Origin of the sequence: Streptomyces sp. NPDC032940 (genome assembly GCF_040636935.1) — a bacterium.
GTDB lineage: Bacteria > Actinomycetota > Actinomycetes > Streptomycetales > Streptomycetaceae > Streptomyces.
In genome coordinates, this window is record NZ_JBEZVJ010000013.1 from 66,446 (window position 1) to 81,361 (window position 14,916).

11 protein-coding genes are annotated in these 14,916 nt (G+C 74.0%); 10 read left to right on the plus strand and 1 reads right to left on the minus strand.

Going from position 1 to position 14,916, the window contains the following annotated elements:
- Positions 1–85 precede the first annotated feature (85 nt).
- The 7 genes from AB0E77_RS18175 to holA all read left to right on the plus strand — a co-directional run bounded on the left by AB0E77_RS18175 (position 86) and on the right by holA (position 7,768).
- Positions 86–820: a hypothetical protein gene (locus AB0E77_RS18175; RefSeq protein WP_361571459.1), complete on the plus strand. Its 735-nt coding sequence runs from the start codon at positions 86–88 to the stop codon at positions 818–820.
- A 135-nt stretch (positions 821–955) separates the two neighbouring features.
- Positions 956–1,801, plus strand: a complete 846-nt coding sequence (locus tag AB0E77_RS18180) for a DegV family protein (protein WP_361571462.1) — start codon at positions 956–958, stop codon at positions 1,799–1,801.
- Between the two features lie 117 nt (positions 1,802–1,918).
- Positions 1,919–3,007, plus strand: coding sequence for a ComEA family DNA-binding protein (locus AB0E77_RS18185; RefSeq protein ID WP_361571465.1), 1,089 nt, complete (start codon positions 1,919–1,921; stop codon positions 3,005–3,007).
- A complete protein-coding gene (locus AB0E77_RS18190) occupies positions 3,004–5,604 on the plus strand; it encodes a ComEC/Rec2 family competence protein (RefSeq protein WP_361571468.1) in 2,601 nt (866 codons plus the stop codon). Before AB0E77_RS18185 ends, AB0E77_RS18190 begins: the two co-directional genes overlap by 4 nt.
- Positions 5,605–5,608: 4 nt before the next feature.
- Positions 5,609–6,436, plus strand: a complete 828-nt coding sequence (locus AB0E77_RS18195) for an arylamine N-acetyltransferase (protein ID WP_361571470.1) — start codon at positions 5,609–5,611, stop codon at positions 6,434–6,436.
- A gap of 33 nt (positions 6,437–6,469) precedes the next feature.
- Entirely contained in the window at positions 6,470–6,715 is a 246-nt protein-coding gene (locus AB0E77_RS18200) for a hypothetical protein (RefSeq protein ID WP_361571473.1), read from the plus strand.
- Positions 6,716–6,778: 63 nt separating this feature from the next.
- On the plus strand, positions 6,779–7,768 hold the full coding sequence (holA, locus tag AB0E77_RS18205; protein WP_361571476.1) for a DNA polymerase III subunit delta: 990 nt from the start codon (positions 6,779–6,781) through the stop codon (positions 7,766–7,768).
- 260 nt (positions 7,769–8,028) lie between these two features.
- Here the strand turns inward: holA and rpsT are convergent, their stop codons facing one another.
- Complete coding sequence (gene rpsT, locus AB0E77_RS18210) at positions 8,029–8,295, minus strand: 30S ribosomal protein S20 (RefSeq protein ID WP_361571479.1); 267 nt, start codon at positions 8,293–8,295, stop codon at positions 8,029–8,031.
- A 251-nt stretch (positions 8,296–8,546) separates the two neighbouring features.
- Here rpsT and lepA point away from each other — a divergent pair, with 251 nt between their 5' ends.
- The 3 genes from lepA to AB0E77_RS18225 all read left to right on the plus strand — a co-directional run bounded on the left by lepA (position 8,547) and on the right by AB0E77_RS18225 (position 14,883).
- Positions 8,547–10,415 carry a translation elongation factor 4 gene (gene lepA, locus AB0E77_RS18215; RefSeq protein ID WP_361571482.1) on the plus strand — a complete coding sequence of 623 codons (1,869 nt, stop codon included), beginning with the start codon at positions 8,547–8,549 and terminating at the stop codon, positions 10,413–10,415.
- Between the two features lie 284 nt (positions 10,416–10,699).
- Positions 10,700–12,577: a long-chain fatty acid--CoA ligase gene (locus tag AB0E77_RS18220; protein ID WP_361571485.1), complete on the plus strand. Its 1,878-nt coding sequence runs from the start codon at positions 10,700–10,702 to the stop codon at positions 12,575–12,577.
- Positions 12,578–12,825: 248 nt separating this feature from the next.
- Positions 12,826–14,883, plus strand: coding sequence for a SpoIIE family protein phosphatase (locus AB0E77_RS18225; protein ID WP_361571487.1), 2,058 nt, complete (start codon positions 12,826–12,828; stop codon positions 14,881–14,883).
- Positions 14,884–14,916 lie beyond the last annotated feature (33 nt).

Here is a 14,916-nt window from a genome sequence, read left to right on the forward strand (position 1 = left end):
CCCGTTGCGTTTACCGTGGAAGAGCGGCGCGGCGGGCGCCGTGGCCGTGCCCGGTGGGCGGCCGGACGGTTCGAGGAGGAGCTTCGTGGAAGCAGTGATCACAGTCTTCGCCCTGCTCTTCCTGCTCGCCGTCGTGCTCGGTGTCTACGCCACGGTGAAGGCGGTCGGCGCCGCCAAGCGCAGCGTGGACCGCGGCATCACCCAGGCCCGCCGGACGGTCGAGGACCACACCCTGCGGGCCAAGTCCCTCGTCCAGGCGGGCCCGGCGGCGGAGCTCGCGCAACTGCGGCTGAGGCTGCGCACGTCGATGCGGGCCACCCAGGACGCGCTGCACGCGGGCGTCGCCGAGGACGAGTCCCTCAAGGAGTCCCTGGCGTTGTTCGAGCGGCTCAGCGCGCACGGCTTCGAGCTCGACGGTGAGCTCAGGCGGCTGGAGTCCGAGCCCGACCGGGCCACGCTCGCCGAGCGCCTGCCCGCGCTGCGTGAGCGCACCGAGCGCATCACCCGGTCCGCGGAATCCCTGCGCTGGGCGGCCCGCGACCGCGCCCGCCACTTCTCGGACGACGACCTGGACTCGCTCAGCGCCCAGATCGACGTCGAGGCCGGTGCCCTGCGGCACTGGACGCGGGCCGAGCCCGCCGCCGCGCCGCCCGTCTGGCCCGAGGCGCCGGCCACCGACGACCCGGCCGCCCCGCAGGGCCGGCCCGAGCCGGTGCGGCAGGACGAGGCGCGGGAGCCGGCACGGCCCGCCATCACCCCGCCCGGCCCGCGGCCCGTGCATCCCTGGCAGCAGGAGGCCCGGCCCGAGAACACGGCCTGAGCGGGGCCTCGCGGTTCGGTGGCGCGCCGGTGGCACCCTGGTGCGGCCACGGTGGCGCGGTGATGTGGCCACGGTGTCGGCCGGTCGTCGGGGCCGGTCTGCCGTCCGGGCGCTACGCCAGGTAACCTCCAGCTCATGTCCCGCCATGTCGCGATCGTCACGGATTCAACGGCCTACCTCCCCGGCCCGACGATGGAACGGCACGGCATCACCGCGGTACCCCTGACGGTGGTCCTGGGCGACCGGGCCCTGGAGGAGGGCACCGAGATCTCGACCCGCTCGCTGGCCCAGGCCCTGCAGAAGCGACGCCCGGTCACCACCTCACGCCCCAGCCCCGAACTCTTCGCCGAGACCTACCGGAAGATCGCCGAGACGGGCGCCGAGGGCATCGTCTCCCTCCATCTGTCCGCCGAACTCTCGGGCACCTACGACGCCGCAGTCGTCGCCGCACGCGAGGCGCCGGTCCCGGTACGGGTCGTGGACACCGGGGTGATCGCGATGGCCCTCGGCTTCTGCGCGCTCGCCGCGGCCGGGGCGGCGGAGACGGGCGGCACGGTGGACGAGGCGGTCACGGCCGCGGAGAAGCGGGCCGCGGGGACGTCCGCCTACTTCTACGTCGACACCCTCGACTATCTGCGCCGCGGCGGCCGGATCGGGGCGGCGCAGGCCCTGCTCGGTTCCGCGCTCGCGGTGAAACCGCTGCTCCAGCTGAGAGGCGGCCGGATCGAGCCGCTGGAGAAGGTGCGGACGGCGTCGAAGGCGATCGCCCGCCTGGAGGAGATCGTCGCCGACCGCGCGGGCAGCGCCCCGGTCGACGTCGCCGTCCACCATCTCGGCGCCCCCGACCGGGCGGCGGCCCTGGCGGACCGCCTGCGCGCGAGGCTGCCGGGGCTGGCCGACCTGCACGTGAGCGAGGTCGGCGCGGTGATCGGGGCGCACACCGGGCCGGGGCTGCTGGGGGTCGTGGTCTCGTCGCGGTAGGCGGGCGGATGCCCCCCGTCACTCGTGAGGGTGGGGGAGTTGTCCACAACCCGGTGACCGTCCACGGAAAACGACCAAGATCATCGCGGTTGGGGCGGGGTGCCCGATCCTCGGCGCATGGCTCTTCGATCACGCACCCGCACAGCAGCAGCGAGCAGTGGACCGGGCCGCGGACCGGCGTCCGACGGCCGCACCCGTCCGGGCCGGTGCCGCCCGTACCCGCGCGGGCGGGCACGGCACCGACGGCATGGCCATGTGCCGGCGGAGGAGCTCCGCCGGCGGGCGGAGACACTCTTCGCGTCACGCGCGGAACGTACTGAACGCGCCGGTCTCGGTGAACGCGCCGAACACGCCGGGCCCGTCGAGCCCGCCGGGGAGAGGCCGGGGACGGGGCCGCCCGGGGGGCCCGGCGCGGTCGCCTCGCCGGAGGGGCGCGGAGATCCGGTCGTCGGCCCCGTCGCCCCGACGTGGCGGGAGCGGTTCGGGCCCGCGCTGCGCGAGCGGATGCCCGTGTGGCTGCAGCACCGGTGCGGGATGGAGCGGCGCAGCGTGGCCGCGCTCGCGGTGCTGCTCGTCGCCGCCGCGGTCTTCGCCGCGCAGCACTTCTGGACCGGCCGTTCCGAGACGGTGGCCGTGCCCGAGGCGGTGCGGGCAGCCGCCGCTCAGGGAACGCAGGGCGGGGACGGGGCGCCCGCCGGCTCGGGCGCGGCGACCGGTCCGCCCCGGTCCACGGCGACCGCCCCGGGCGGCGCCGAGATCGTCGTGGACGTCGGCGGCAAGGTCCGCGAGCCCGGGATCCACCGCCTGCCGGCCGGTTCCCGGGTCGAGGACGCACTGCGGGCGGCCGGAGGAGTCCGGCCGGGCACGAAGACCGACGGGCTGAACCGGGCGCGCTTCCTGGTGGACGGCGAACAGGTGGTCGTCGGCGCGCCCGTGCCGCCCGCGGCGGCGGCCGGTGCGGGTGGCACGGGTCCGGGCGGCCCGGGCGGCGCGGTGGCGGGCGCGGGTCCGGCGGCGCCCGTCTCCCTCAGCACGGCGACCGTGGACCAGCTCGAGACCCTGCCGGGCGTCGGCCCCGTCCTGGCCCAGCACATCGTCGACTACCGCACACAGCACGGCGGTTTCCGGTCGGTGGACGAGTTGCGGGAGGTCAACGGCATCGGCGAGCGGCGCTTCGCCGATCTGCGCGACCTCGTCCGGCCATGAGCGGGCGCGCGGGCACGACGACGGCGGCGGGTACGGACGGCCGCGCCGCCGTGCACGCCGCGTCCGGGCATCGGCTCGGTGCCGCCCGTCCCCGGCAGGAGGCCCCCACGGACCTCAGGCTCGTGCCGCCCGCGGTGGCGGCCTGGGCGACGGCGGCGCTGATGCTGGACGCGGCACCGGGGTGGCCGCTCGGTCTGGTGCTCGGCTGTGTGGCGACGGCCGGCGCGCTGCTGCTGCGGTCGCGACGGCACGCCCCTCGCGGGTGGGCCACCGTGTCGGTCGCCGCCGTGCTCCTGTGCGTGGCCGCGTCCGCCGCGTCGGCGGCGCTGCACGGAGCGGACCTGCGCCGTGGCCCGGTGCCCGCGCTGGCCCGGCAGTACGTCACCGTGACCGCCGAGGTGGAGGTCACCGCGGACCCCCGGCTCACCCGGCCCCGCATCAGCGGGGACCGCGCGATGCCGCCGACCGTGGTGATCGAGGCCGACGTGCGCCGGGTGGAGCGGGCCGACGGGAGCGCGGTGGAGACCCGGGCGCCGGTCATGCTGCTGGTCGACGCCGGTGATGCCGGGGACGGTGACCGTGTCTCGGGTGGCGGGCCGGGGGCCGAGCGCTGGCCGGCGCTGCTGCCGACCACCCGGTTGCGGGTCGTCGCGCGGACGGCGCCTCCGAGGCGGAGCGGTGACCGCGTCGCCGCCGTGCTGCGGGTGCGCGGCCGGAAGGCACCGGACGTGGTGGCGGGGCCGTCCGGGCCGCAGCGGCTGGCCGGGCGGCTGCGCGCCGGGCTGCGGGAGGCCACCGACGGGCTGCCGCAGGACGCGCGGGCGCTGCTGCCGGGCCTGGTCGTCGGGGACACCTCCCGGATCACCCCGGACCTGGACGAGGCGTTCAAGGAGACCGACCTCGCCCACACGCTGGCGGTGTCCGGCGCCAACTTCACCATCCTGCTCGCCCTGCTGCTCGGCCCGCCGGGCCTCGCCCAGCACAGCGAGCGCCGGGGACTGGCGCCCCGCCTCGGCATCTCCCTGCGCGCGACCGCGCTGCTCGGCGGGGCGCTCGCGCTGGGCTTCGTCATCGTGTGCCGCCCCGACCCGAGCGTGCTGCGGGCCGCGGCCTGCGGCGCCGTCGCCCTGCTCGCCCTCGCCACCGGACGCCGCAGATCCCTGATCCCGGCGCTGGCGACGGCCGTCCTGCTGCTGGTGCTGTACGACCCGTGGCTGGCCCGCAGTTACGGCTTCCTGCTCTCCGTGCTGGCCACCGGCGCGCTGCTCACGCTGGCGCCCCGGTGGAGCGCGGCGCTGCGGGGGCGCGGGGTTCCTCCCCGGCTCGCGGAGGCGCTGGCCGCGGCGGGGGCCGCGCAGGCCCTGTGCGCGCCGGTGGTGGCCGTGCTGTCGGCGCGGGTGAGCCTGGTGGCGGTGCCGTGCAACCTGCTCGTGGAGTTCGCGGTGGCGCCGGCGACGGTGCTGGGCTTCGCGGCCCTGGCGGCGGCGCCGTTGTCGATGCCGGTGGCCGAGGCGTGTGCGTGGTGTGCGGGTTGGCCGGCCGGGTGGATCGCGGGGATCGCCCGCACCGGCGCCGCGCTGCCCGGCGCGGGAGTGGACTGGCCGGGCGGCTGGACGGGCGCGGCGCTGGTCGCCCTCGCCACGGTGGGCGTGCTGCTCGTCGGCCGACGGCTGCTGGGACACCCGTGGTGGTGCGGTGTCTGCGCGCTGCTGCTGGTGCTGGCGGTGGTGCAGCCCGGGCCGTTGCCGCGGGTGCTCACGGGGTGGCCGCCGCCGGGGTGGCGGATGGCGATGTGCGACGTGGGCCAGGGGGACGCCCTGGTGCTCGCGGCCGGCCGAGGCACGGGAGTGGTCGTGGACGCCGGACCCGACCCGGAGCTCGTCGACCGCTGTCTGCGCTCGCTCGGCATCACCAGGGTCCCGCTGGTCGTGCTGACCCACTTCCACGCCGATCACGTGGCGGGACTGCCCGGGGTGCTGCGCGGACGCCCGGTGGGCGCGATCGAGACGACCGGGCTGGAGGAGCCCGCGGACCAGGCCGCGTTCGTCCGCCGACAGGCGGCGGCACGGCGGATCCCCGTGCGGCAGGCCGCCTCCGGCGAGCGGGCGCGGATCGGTCCGCTGTCCTGGGAGGTGATCTGGCCACCGACGCCGCCGCCACCTCCGACGCCGCCGCCACCTCCGACGCGGACGCCACCGCCGGCGCCGTCGTCGGTGCCCGGCACGGAGGGAGGGCCCAACGACGCCAGCGTCACCCTGCTGGTGCGGACGGCGGGACTGCGCCTGCTGCTGCTCGGCGACCTCGAACCCCCGGCCCAGCAGGAGCTGGCGCGGTCACCGGTGGCGGCCCAGCTGGACGGCGTCGACGTCCTCAAGGTCGCCCATCACGGCTCCGCGCACCAGGACCCGGGCCTGATACGGCGAGTGGCGCCGCGCCTGGCGCTGATCAGCTGCGGCGCGGACAACTCGTACGGCCACCCGGCACCCGACACCGTCGCCGCGCTGCGGGACGGGGGCGCGATGGTGCGGCGCACGGACCGGGACGGGGCGCTGGCGGTCACCGGCACCGGGGAGGCGCTGCGGGTGGCGGCAGACTGAGGGCATGGAGACACGACGGATCGACGCCTACCTCCGCAGGATCGGCGCCGGGCGCCCGGCGCGGCCCACCGCCGACGCCCTGCGCGATCTGCACCTGCGTCATCTGCGAACGGTGCCCTTCGAGAACCTGTCCGTCCACCTCGGCGAGGAGATCGTGCTGGAGGAGGAGCGGCTGCTGGACAAGGTCGTGGGCGCCCGGCGCGGCGGGTTCTGCTACGAACTCAACGGCCTCTTCGGCGCGTTGCTGCGCGCGCTGGGGTACGAGGTCACGCTGCTCGCGGCACGGGTGTACGGGGACGGGGGCGCGCTCGGGATCCCGTACGACCATCTGGCGCTGCTCGTGCGGACGGAGGACGCGGAAGGCCTGCTGGCGGACGTCGGCTTCGGGGCGCACAGCCACGGGCCGCTGGACTTCGGGGAGCGGGGTGAGCAGAAGGATCCCGGAGGGACGTTCCGGGTCGCCGAGGCGGGTGCGGACGCGGCCGGGGCGCGTGGCGGGCACGACGCGGACCGGGCGGCCGACCTGGACGTGCTGTGCGACGGAAAGCCCGTGTACCGGCTGGAGCAGCGGCCGAGGGTGCTCGGCGACTTCGAGTCCGGCGCCTGGTGGCACAGCACCTCGCCCCGGTCGCACTTCCTGAAGTCGCCGGTGTGCTCACGGCTCACGGAGGACGGAGGGCGGATCACGCTCAGCGGGCGCAGGCTCACGACGACGGCCGCCGACGGCGGACGGGAAGTGCGCGAACTGGAGACGGACGGGGAGGTGCTCGCGGCGTACCGCGAGCTGTTCGGCGTCCGTCTCGACCGGGTGCCGCAGCTGCCCGGCCGGTGAGGAGGTGCCGTCGCGTGTCCGACAATGGGGCGCGTGAGCGATGTGAGACATGTCCTGGTGCTGCCCGACCGTGACGCCGCGGAAGAGGCGGCCCAGGAGCTGGGGGAGAGGTTCGGGCTCGCCGAGGAGCCGCAGCTCGTCCGGGACGCGCTGGCCGGTGAGGACGACGCGGAGGACGCCCAGTGGCTGGTCGTCCTGCGGGACGAGGACGAACGGCTGGACGCCGGCGCGCTGGACGAGTTCGCGCGGGAATGGGACGGCTGGCGCGAGGAGCCGTAGCCGGGGGCGCGGGGCGTGGTGGGGCGGGGTTCGTTGTCGGTGGTGCGTGCGATGCTTGTCGCGATGGCCAGGAAGACTGCGAACGACGACCCACTCGCCCCGGTGACCCTTGCCGTGGGCCAGGAGGACCTGCTGCTCGACCGCGCCGTGCAGGAGGTGGTGGCCGCCGCGAAGGCCGCCGACGCCGACACGGACGTGCGCGACCTCACCCCCGACCAGCTCCAGCCCGGCACGCTCGCCGAGCTCACCAGCCCCTCGCTCTTCGCCGAGCGCAAGGTCGTGGTCGTCCGCAACGCGCAGGACCTGTCCGCCGACACGGTCAAGGACGTCAAGGCGTACCTCGGGGCCCCCGCCGAGGAGATCACCCTCGTCCTGCTGCACGCGGGCGGCGCCAAGGGCAAGGGCCTGCTGGACGCCGCGCGCAAGGCCGGGGCGCGCGAGGTGGCCTGCGCCAAGATGACCAAGCCCGCCGACCGGCTGGCCTTCGTGCGCGCGGAGTTCCGCACCGCCGGGCGCTCGGCCACCCCGGAGGCCTGCCAGGCGCTGGTCGACGCCATCGGCAGCGACCTGCGGGAGCTGGCGTCGGCCGTGTCCCAGCTGGCCGCGGACGTCGAGGAGACCATCGACGAGGCGGTCGTCGGGCGCTACTACACCGGACGCGCCGAGGCCTCCAGCTTCACGGTCGCCGACCGGGCCGTCGAGGGACGGGCCGCGGAGGCCCTGGAGGCGCTGCGCTGGTCGCTGGCGACCGGAGTGGCGCCGGTGCTGATCACCAGCGCCCTCGCCCAGGGCGTGCGGGCCATCGGCAAGCTGTCGTCCGCGCGCGGCGGACGCCCCGCCGACCTCGCCCGCGAGCTGGGGATGCCGCCGTGGAAGATCGACCGCGTCCGGCAGCAGATGCGCGGCTGGACGCCGGACGGCGTCTCGGTCGCCCTGCGCGCGGTGGCCGAGGCGGACGCCGGGGTCAAGGGCGCCAGTGACGACCCGGAGTACGCGCTGGAGAAGGCCGTGGTGACCATCGCCCGGGCGGCGCGCTCAAGGGGACGGGCGTAACCGTCCCCTTGGCCTACTGGGACTCCGGACACCCCCAAGTCGGTCCCAGGCGACCCAGGACATTCCCAGGGCGACCCAGGACATGCCGAAGGCCCCGGTGCCCGTCCTGGGGAGGACGGGTGCCGGGGCCTTCGGATCAAGCTCGGGGACCCATGCCCGCGTGGCGAACGCAGGCCGCGCACGGGTCCGGGGTGCCGGACGGGAGCGGATGAGAGAGGGCCCGCCCTGGGTCCTTCCGGCGATCAGACCAGATAAGAGGTTCAGCCCTTGAGGGCGCCGACCTTCTGCGCCAGCGCCGACTTCTTGTTGGCGGCCTGGTTCTTGTGGATGACGCCCTTGGAGACGGCCTTGTCGAGCTGACGCGCGGCAGCGCGCTGGTACTCGGTGGCCTTCTCGGCGTCGCCCGCGGCGGCGGCCTCACGAGCCTTGCGGATCGCGGTCTTCAGAGAGGACTTGACGGCCTTGTTGCGCAGCCGGGCCTTCTCGTTGGTCTTGTTCCGCTTGATCTGGGACTTGATGTTCGCCACGAATGAGCCTTTTCAGGTTCAGGCACGGGGCCGCACGGGTCCCGGGCCGGTGATTTCTTGAGGTGTGCCTCGCGCTGAGAGGGCATGAGACACAGCCCCCCACACTACCAGCGGCCCGATGACGGGCCCAAACCCGTCCCCAACCCCTCCCAAACCCCTCCATGGTCCCCGCCCGTGGGACCATGGAGGCTACGTATCGATCCGACCCGAGACCGCAGACACTGCGGACGCCTCAAGAATCAGGACCCTGCGTGCCCGCGATCCCTAGCCATGTGCCCGAGCCGAGCCGTACCGACCCGGCTCTGATCCGCAATTTCTGCATCATCGCGCACATCGACCACGGCAAGTCCACGCTCGCCGACCGGATGCTCCAGCTGACCGGTGTGGTCGAGCAGCGGCAGATGCGCGCCCAGTACCTCGACCGCATGGACATCGAGCGCGAGCGCGGCATCACGATCAAGTCCCAGGCGGTGCGGTTGCCGTGGGCCCCCACCCACGACAAGAGCAACACGCACATCCTCAACATGATCGACACCCCCGGGCACGTCGACTTCACCTACGAGGTCTCGCGGTCGCTGGCCGCGTGCGAGGGCACGATCCTCCTCGTCGACGCCGCCCAGGGCATCGAGGCGCAGACCCTCGCCAACCTCTACCTGGCGATGGAGAACGACCTCACGATCATCCCCGTGCTGAACAAGATCGACCTGCCGGCCGCGCAGCCCGAGAAGTTCGCCGAGGAGCTCGCCAACCTGGTCGGCTGCGACCCCTCCGACGTGCTCAAGGTCTCCGCCAAGACCGGCCTCGGCGTCGACGCGCTGCTGGACAAGGTCGTCGCCGAGATCCCCGCCCCGGTCGGCGTCAAGGACGCCCCCGCCCGCGCGATGATCTTCGACTCGGTCTACGACTCGTACCGCGGTGTCGTCACGTACGTCCGTGTCATCGACGGCCAGCTCAACAAGCGCGAGCGCATCAGGATGATGTCGACCGGCGCCACCCACGAGCTGCTGGAGATCGGCACCAACTCGCCCGAGATGCTCTCCGCCGACGGCCTCGGCGTCGGCGAGGTGGGGTATCTGATCACCGGTGTGAAGGACGTCCGCCAGTCCAAGGTCGGCGACACCGTCACCACGCAGCACAAGGGCGCCGAGGAGGCGCTCGGCGGGTACAAGGACCCGCGGCCGATGGTCTTCTCCGGCCTGTATCCGCTGGACGGCTCCGACTACCCCGAGCTGCGCGAGGCCCTCGACAAGCTCCAGCTCAACGACGCCGCCCTCGTCTACGAGCCGGAGACCTCCGCGGCCCTCGGCTTCGGCTTCCGCGTCGGCTTCCTCGGCCTGCTCCACCTCGACGTGATCCGCGAGCGGCTGGAGCGCGAGTTCGGCCTCGACCTCATCGCCACCGCGCCCAACGTGGTCTACCGCGTGGTCATGGAGGACGGCACCGAGCACACCGTCACCAACCCGAGCGAGTTCCCCGAGGGCAAGATCAACGAGGTGTACGAGCCGGTCGTGCGGGCGACGATCCTCGCGCCGACCGAGTTCATCGGCTCGATCATGGAGCTGTGCCAGACCCGGCGCGGCACCCTGCTCGGCATGGACTACCTCTCCGAGGACCGCGTCGAGATCCGCTACACCCTCCCCCTCGCGGAGATCGTCTTCGACTTCTTCGACCAGCTGAAGTCGAAGACGCGCGGCTACGCGTCCCTCGACTACGAGCCCACCGGCGAGCAGACCTCCAGCCTGGTCAAGGTCGACATCCTCCTGCACGGCGACAAGGTCGACGCCTTCTCGGCGATCACCCACAAGGACCAGGCGTACGCGTACGGCGTACGGCTCGTCGCCAAGCTCAAGGAGCTGATCCCGCGGCAGGCCTTCGAGGTGCCCGTCCAGGCGGCCATCGGCTCACGGGTCATCGCCCGCGAGACCATCCGCGCCATCCGCAAGGACGTCCTCGCCAAGTGCTACGGCGGTGACATCTCCCGCAAGCGGAAACTGCTGGAGAAGCAGAAGGAGGGCAAGAAGCGGATGAAGATGGTGGGTTCCGTGGAGGTTCCGCAGGAGGCCTTCATCGCCGTCCTCTCCAGCGATGACAGCGCGGGGTCGGGCAAGGCCAAGAAGTAACCGCGGCCCTTCCCGGGCACCCCGGGCAAAGCGGACGCGTCGGGGCCCGTCGTGCGAAAGTGCGGCGGGCCCCTTCGCATGTCAGGGCGGCCCTTTGTGTGAAGTGACAGGGCGCGGAGTCTTACGCCCGGGCCGGTCGCCCTTTACTCTGATGCCTGCCCCATAGTTACTCGCGAGTTAAACAACGGCCGGGAACGGTCGCGCGAGCAGCACGTCGAACACCGCCCGAGAGTGAAACCAGCCGCACCTGAGCCAGCCGCACCGTCGCGGGCCCGGAGGATGTCGTGAGCGACACACAGACACTGATCGAGAACCGTCCGCCCTCCGTGGCGGGACTCTTCCTGGAGCGTGTGGCGGCCACGCCGGACGCCGAGGCATACCGCTACCCGGTCCCACCGGCCTCGGGCGAGGGCCCGGACGACTGGAAGTCGCTCACCTGGGCGCAGGCCGCCGAGCGCGTCTACGCGATCGCCGCCGGGCTGATCGAGCTCGGCGTGCAGCCGGAACAGCGCGTCGCCCTGGCCTCCTCCACCCGGCTGGAGTGGATCCTCACCGACCTCGGCATCATGTGCGCCGGCGCCGCGACGACCACCGTCTACCCGCAGACCAACGCGGACGAGTCGGCGTACATCCTGTCCGACTCCGAGAGCCGGGTGCTGATCGCGGAGGACGCCGCCCAGCTCGCCAAGGCCAGGGAGAAGCGGGCCGAGCTGCCCGACCTCACCCACGTGGTGGTCATCGACGCGGCCGGCGCCGACACCGGCGAGGACTGGGTCCTCACCCTCGAGGAGCTGGAGCGCCGCGGCGCGGCCCGCCTGGAGGCGGACCCGGAGCTGGTCAGGAAGCGGGTGGGCGCACTCACCAAGGACCAGCTCGCCACCCTCATCTACACCTCCGGCACCACCGGCCGCCCCAAGGGCGTGCGCCTGCCGCACGACAACTGGGCGTACATGGCGAAGGCGATCTCCGCGACCGGCCTGGTCACCCAGGAGGACGTGCAGTACCTGTGGCTGCCGCTCGCGCACGTCTTCGGCAAGGTGCTCACCTCCGGCCAGATCGAGGCCGGTCACGTCACCGCCGTCGACGGCCGCGTCGACAAGATCATCGAGAATCTGCCGGTCGTCCAGCCGACCTACATGGCGGCCGTCCCGCGCATCTTCGAGAAGGTCTACAACGGCGTCGCCGCCAAGGCGCGCGCGGGCGGCGGGGCCAAGTACAAGATCTTCCAGTGGGCGGCCGGCGTCGCCCGCGAGTACGCCCAGGTCACCCAGGACAACTTCAAGCGCACCGGCACCCTGAGCGCCCCCGCCGGTCTGCGCGCCAAGCACGCCGTCGCCGACAAGCTCGTCTACGCCAAGATCCGCGAGGCCTTCGGCGGCCGGCTGCGGGCCTGCATCTCCGGCTCGGCCGCCCTCGCGCCCGAGATCGGCTACTTCTTCGCCGGCGCCGGCATCCACATCCTGGAGGGCTACGGCCTCACCGAGTCCTCCGCGGCCTCCTTCGTCAACCCCGGCGAGGCCTACCGCACCGGCACCGTCGGCAAGCCGCTGCCCGGCACCGAGGTGCGCATCGCGGACGACGGCGAGATCCTGCTGCGCGGCCCCGGCATCATGGAGGGCTACCACAAGCTGCCCGACAAGACCGCCGAGGTCCTCGAGTCCGACGGCTGGTTCCACACCGGCGACATCGGCGAGCTCTCGCCCGACGGCTATCTGCGCATCACCGACCGCAAGAAGGACCTGATCAAGACCTCGGGCGGCAAGTACATCGCGCCCGCCGAGGTCGAGGGACAGTTCAAGGCGGTCTGCCCCTACGTCTCCAACATCCTGGTCCACGGCGCCGACCGGAACTTCTGCACGGCGCTCATCGCCCTCGACGAGGCCGCGATCACCGAGTGGGCGAAGGAGAACGGCCTGGAGGGCAAGCCGTACGCGGACGTCGTCGCCGCGCCGCAGACGGTCGAGATGGTCGAGGGCTACGTCAAGCAGCTCAACGAGGGCCTCCAGCGCTGGCAGACCATCAAGAAGTTCCGCCTGCTGCCCCGCGACCTCGACGTCGAGCACGGCGAGATCACCCCGAGCCTGAAGCTGAAGCGGCCGGTGGTGGAGCGCGAGTACAAGGACCTCATCGAGGAGATGTACGAGGGCTCACGCGAGGCGTAGCCCGGGAACGGCGCCGCGTGCTCGGTACGCGCGGCGCCGTACGCGCGGGTCCGCACGCGGACCCGCGCGAACGGCCGATGCTCGAACATGTCCGTCCTGCGGCCGTGTTCGAGCATTCGCTTAGCACGGTTCTCACCCATGGCGGCCCACTTCGGTAACTCCGCGCGTCCGCGCGGGTCCGGTCTGTCACTCTGTCGGCAACGACTGCGAACCAGAAGTATTCGCACGAACTGCCCGGGGAGCCGTCCATGGGGGCCATTCCGACGCAACGGGAGACCGTCTCCTGCGCCAGCGGGGCGTCCGCGCCCGCAGCCGAGGTGTCCGCCCGGGAGTGCGCGCGGGCGCACGTGACCCTGCTCGCCGGCTCCCTCGCGCCGGGCGCGGCCCGCGCGATGGTGCGGGCCGCCCTCGCCGACTGGACCGCGCTCGGCCTGCCCGGGGCGCAGCAGCTGACCGGCCGGCTCACCGCCGACGCGCTGCTGGTCGTCAGCGAGCTGGTCACCAACGCCGTCGTGCACGCCGGGACCGATGTCGACGTGGTCTGCCGTCTCGAGGAGACCGGCACGCTCGTCGTCGAGGCCGTCGACCGGCACCCCGCCCGCGCACCGCGGGACGGCGACCGGGAGACGCCGCACGAGCCCCCCGAGTACGGGCGCGGCCTCGGGCTCGTCGCCGCGCTCTCGGAGGCGTGGGGCATCACCTACCGGCCGGGGACCAAGACGGTGTGGGCCCGCCTGTCCGCGGCGCACGGCGAGAGCGGCGGGACCGGCGACCCGGTCGAGGCGTACGCCGGGGAGCGGCAGCGCGGCGGCCCGGCGGGCGCCGAGGGCGCGGCGGACGGCACGGGCGGGGCCGACGGCGGGTACGCGGCCGAGGGGTACGCCGAGGGGGTGTACACGGCCGACGGCGCGGACGGGCCGGAGCGCGCGCAGTGGCCGGACTGGGGCGAGGCCACGGCCGGGTCCGCGCGGCGCGGCGTCCACGACCGGGAGTGGCTGGGCCGAGGCGCCCTGTCCTTCCTCGCCGAGGCCTCCGACCTGCTGGCCGGACAGCTGGACGAGGACCTGGTCACCTCCCTCACCGGTCAGCTGATCGTGCCGCGCCTCGCCGACTGGTGCGCCGTGTGGCTCGACGACGAGTCCCTGGGCCGGGGAGCCTGGGGCGACGACACCGGGGCGGCCGGGGGAGCGCGGCTGGCCCGCGTCTGGCACAGCAGCGAGAGCCGCGTCGACGACCTGTGGCTCGCGCTGGAGAAGGAGCCGCCCCGCGGCCGCGAACCGTGGCGCTCCGGCCCCGTCGCCCATCCCTGGCCGGGCGCCGCCCTCGGCCCGCACGCCGCGCACGGAGCCGCGCTCGCCTACCGCCTGGTCGCCGGCGGACGGCCGCTGGGCACCCTGGTCATCGGACGGGCCGGCACCCGCCGCTTCCCCGACGAGATCAGCGGCCTGGTGGAGGATCTCAGCCGCCGGGTGGCGCTCGCCATCGGCGCCGCCCGCCAGTACGCCCGCCAGGCCACCATCAGCGCCGTCCTCCAGCGCGGCCTGCTGCCGGGCGCCGTCGCCGAGATCCCGGGGGTGCGCAGCGCCCTCGTCTACGAACCGTGCGACAAGGGCGGCCCCAGCGGCGACTTCTACGACCTCTTCCCGGCCGGCGACGGCCGCTGGTGCTTCACCGTCGGCGACGTCCAGGGCAAGGGCCCCGAGGCCGCCGTCGTCATCGGGCTCGCCCGGCCCTGGCTGCGGCTGCTGGCCCGTGAGGGATACGGCGTCCCCGACGTCCTCGACCGCCTCAACCAGCTGCTCCTCGACGACGCCACCGAGGCCGCGGACGCCGCCGCCCGCGCCCTGGTCGCCGTCGGCGGCCGTCCGGTTGCCCCGGGCGACGGACCGCAGACCCGCTTCCTCTCCCTGCTCTACGGCGAGCTCGTCCCCGTCGGCGACGGCGTCGTCCGCTGCACCCTCGCCTCCGCCGGACACCCGCTGCCGCTGCTGCTCTCGCCCGACGGCACCGTCCGCACGGTCGCCGAGCCGGGGACCCTCCTCGGCGTCCTGGAGGACGTCACGTACACCAGCGAGACCTTCGAGCTGCGGTCCGGCGAGACCCTGCTGTGCGTGACGGACGGCGTCACCGAGCGGCGCAGCGGCTCCCGCCAGTTCGACGACGGCGACGGACTCGCGGCGGCGCTCGCCGGCTGCGCGGGGCTGGACGCCGGGCTGATCGCCGAGCGCATCCGGCGGCTGGTGCACGAGTTCGGGGCCCGGCCACCGGAGGACGACCTCGCCCTGATGGTGCTCCAGGCCGAATAGCCGGGCGACCGAGCAATCCCGGCCGTACGGGAC

Bases quoted from the DNA above. Each gene is read 5' to 3' on its own strand.
- AB0E77_RS18180 (WP_361571462.1), top strand. From the start codon at position 956: ATGTCCCGCCATGTCGCGATCGTCACGGATTCAACGGCCTACCTCCCC.
- AB0E77_RS18185 (WP_361571465.1), top strand. From the start codon at position 1,919: ATGGCTCTTCGATCACGCACCCGCACAGCAGCAGCGAGCAGTGGACCG.
- AB0E77_RS18190 (WP_361571468.1), top strand. From the start codon at position 3,004: ATGAGCGGGCGCGCGGGCACGACGACGGCGGCGGGTACGGACGGCCGC.
- AB0E77_RS18195 (WP_361571470.1), top strand. From the start codon at position 5,609: ATGGAGACACGACGGATCGACGCCTACCTCCGCAGGATCGGCGCCGGG.
- holA (WP_361571476.1), top strand. From the start codon at position 6,779: ATGGCCAGGAAGACTGCGAACGACGACCCACTCGCCCCGGTGACCCTT.
- AB0E77_RS18225 (WP_361571487.1), top strand. From the start codon at position 12,826: ATGGGGGCCATTCCGACGCAACGGGAGACCGTCTCCTGCGCCAGCGGG.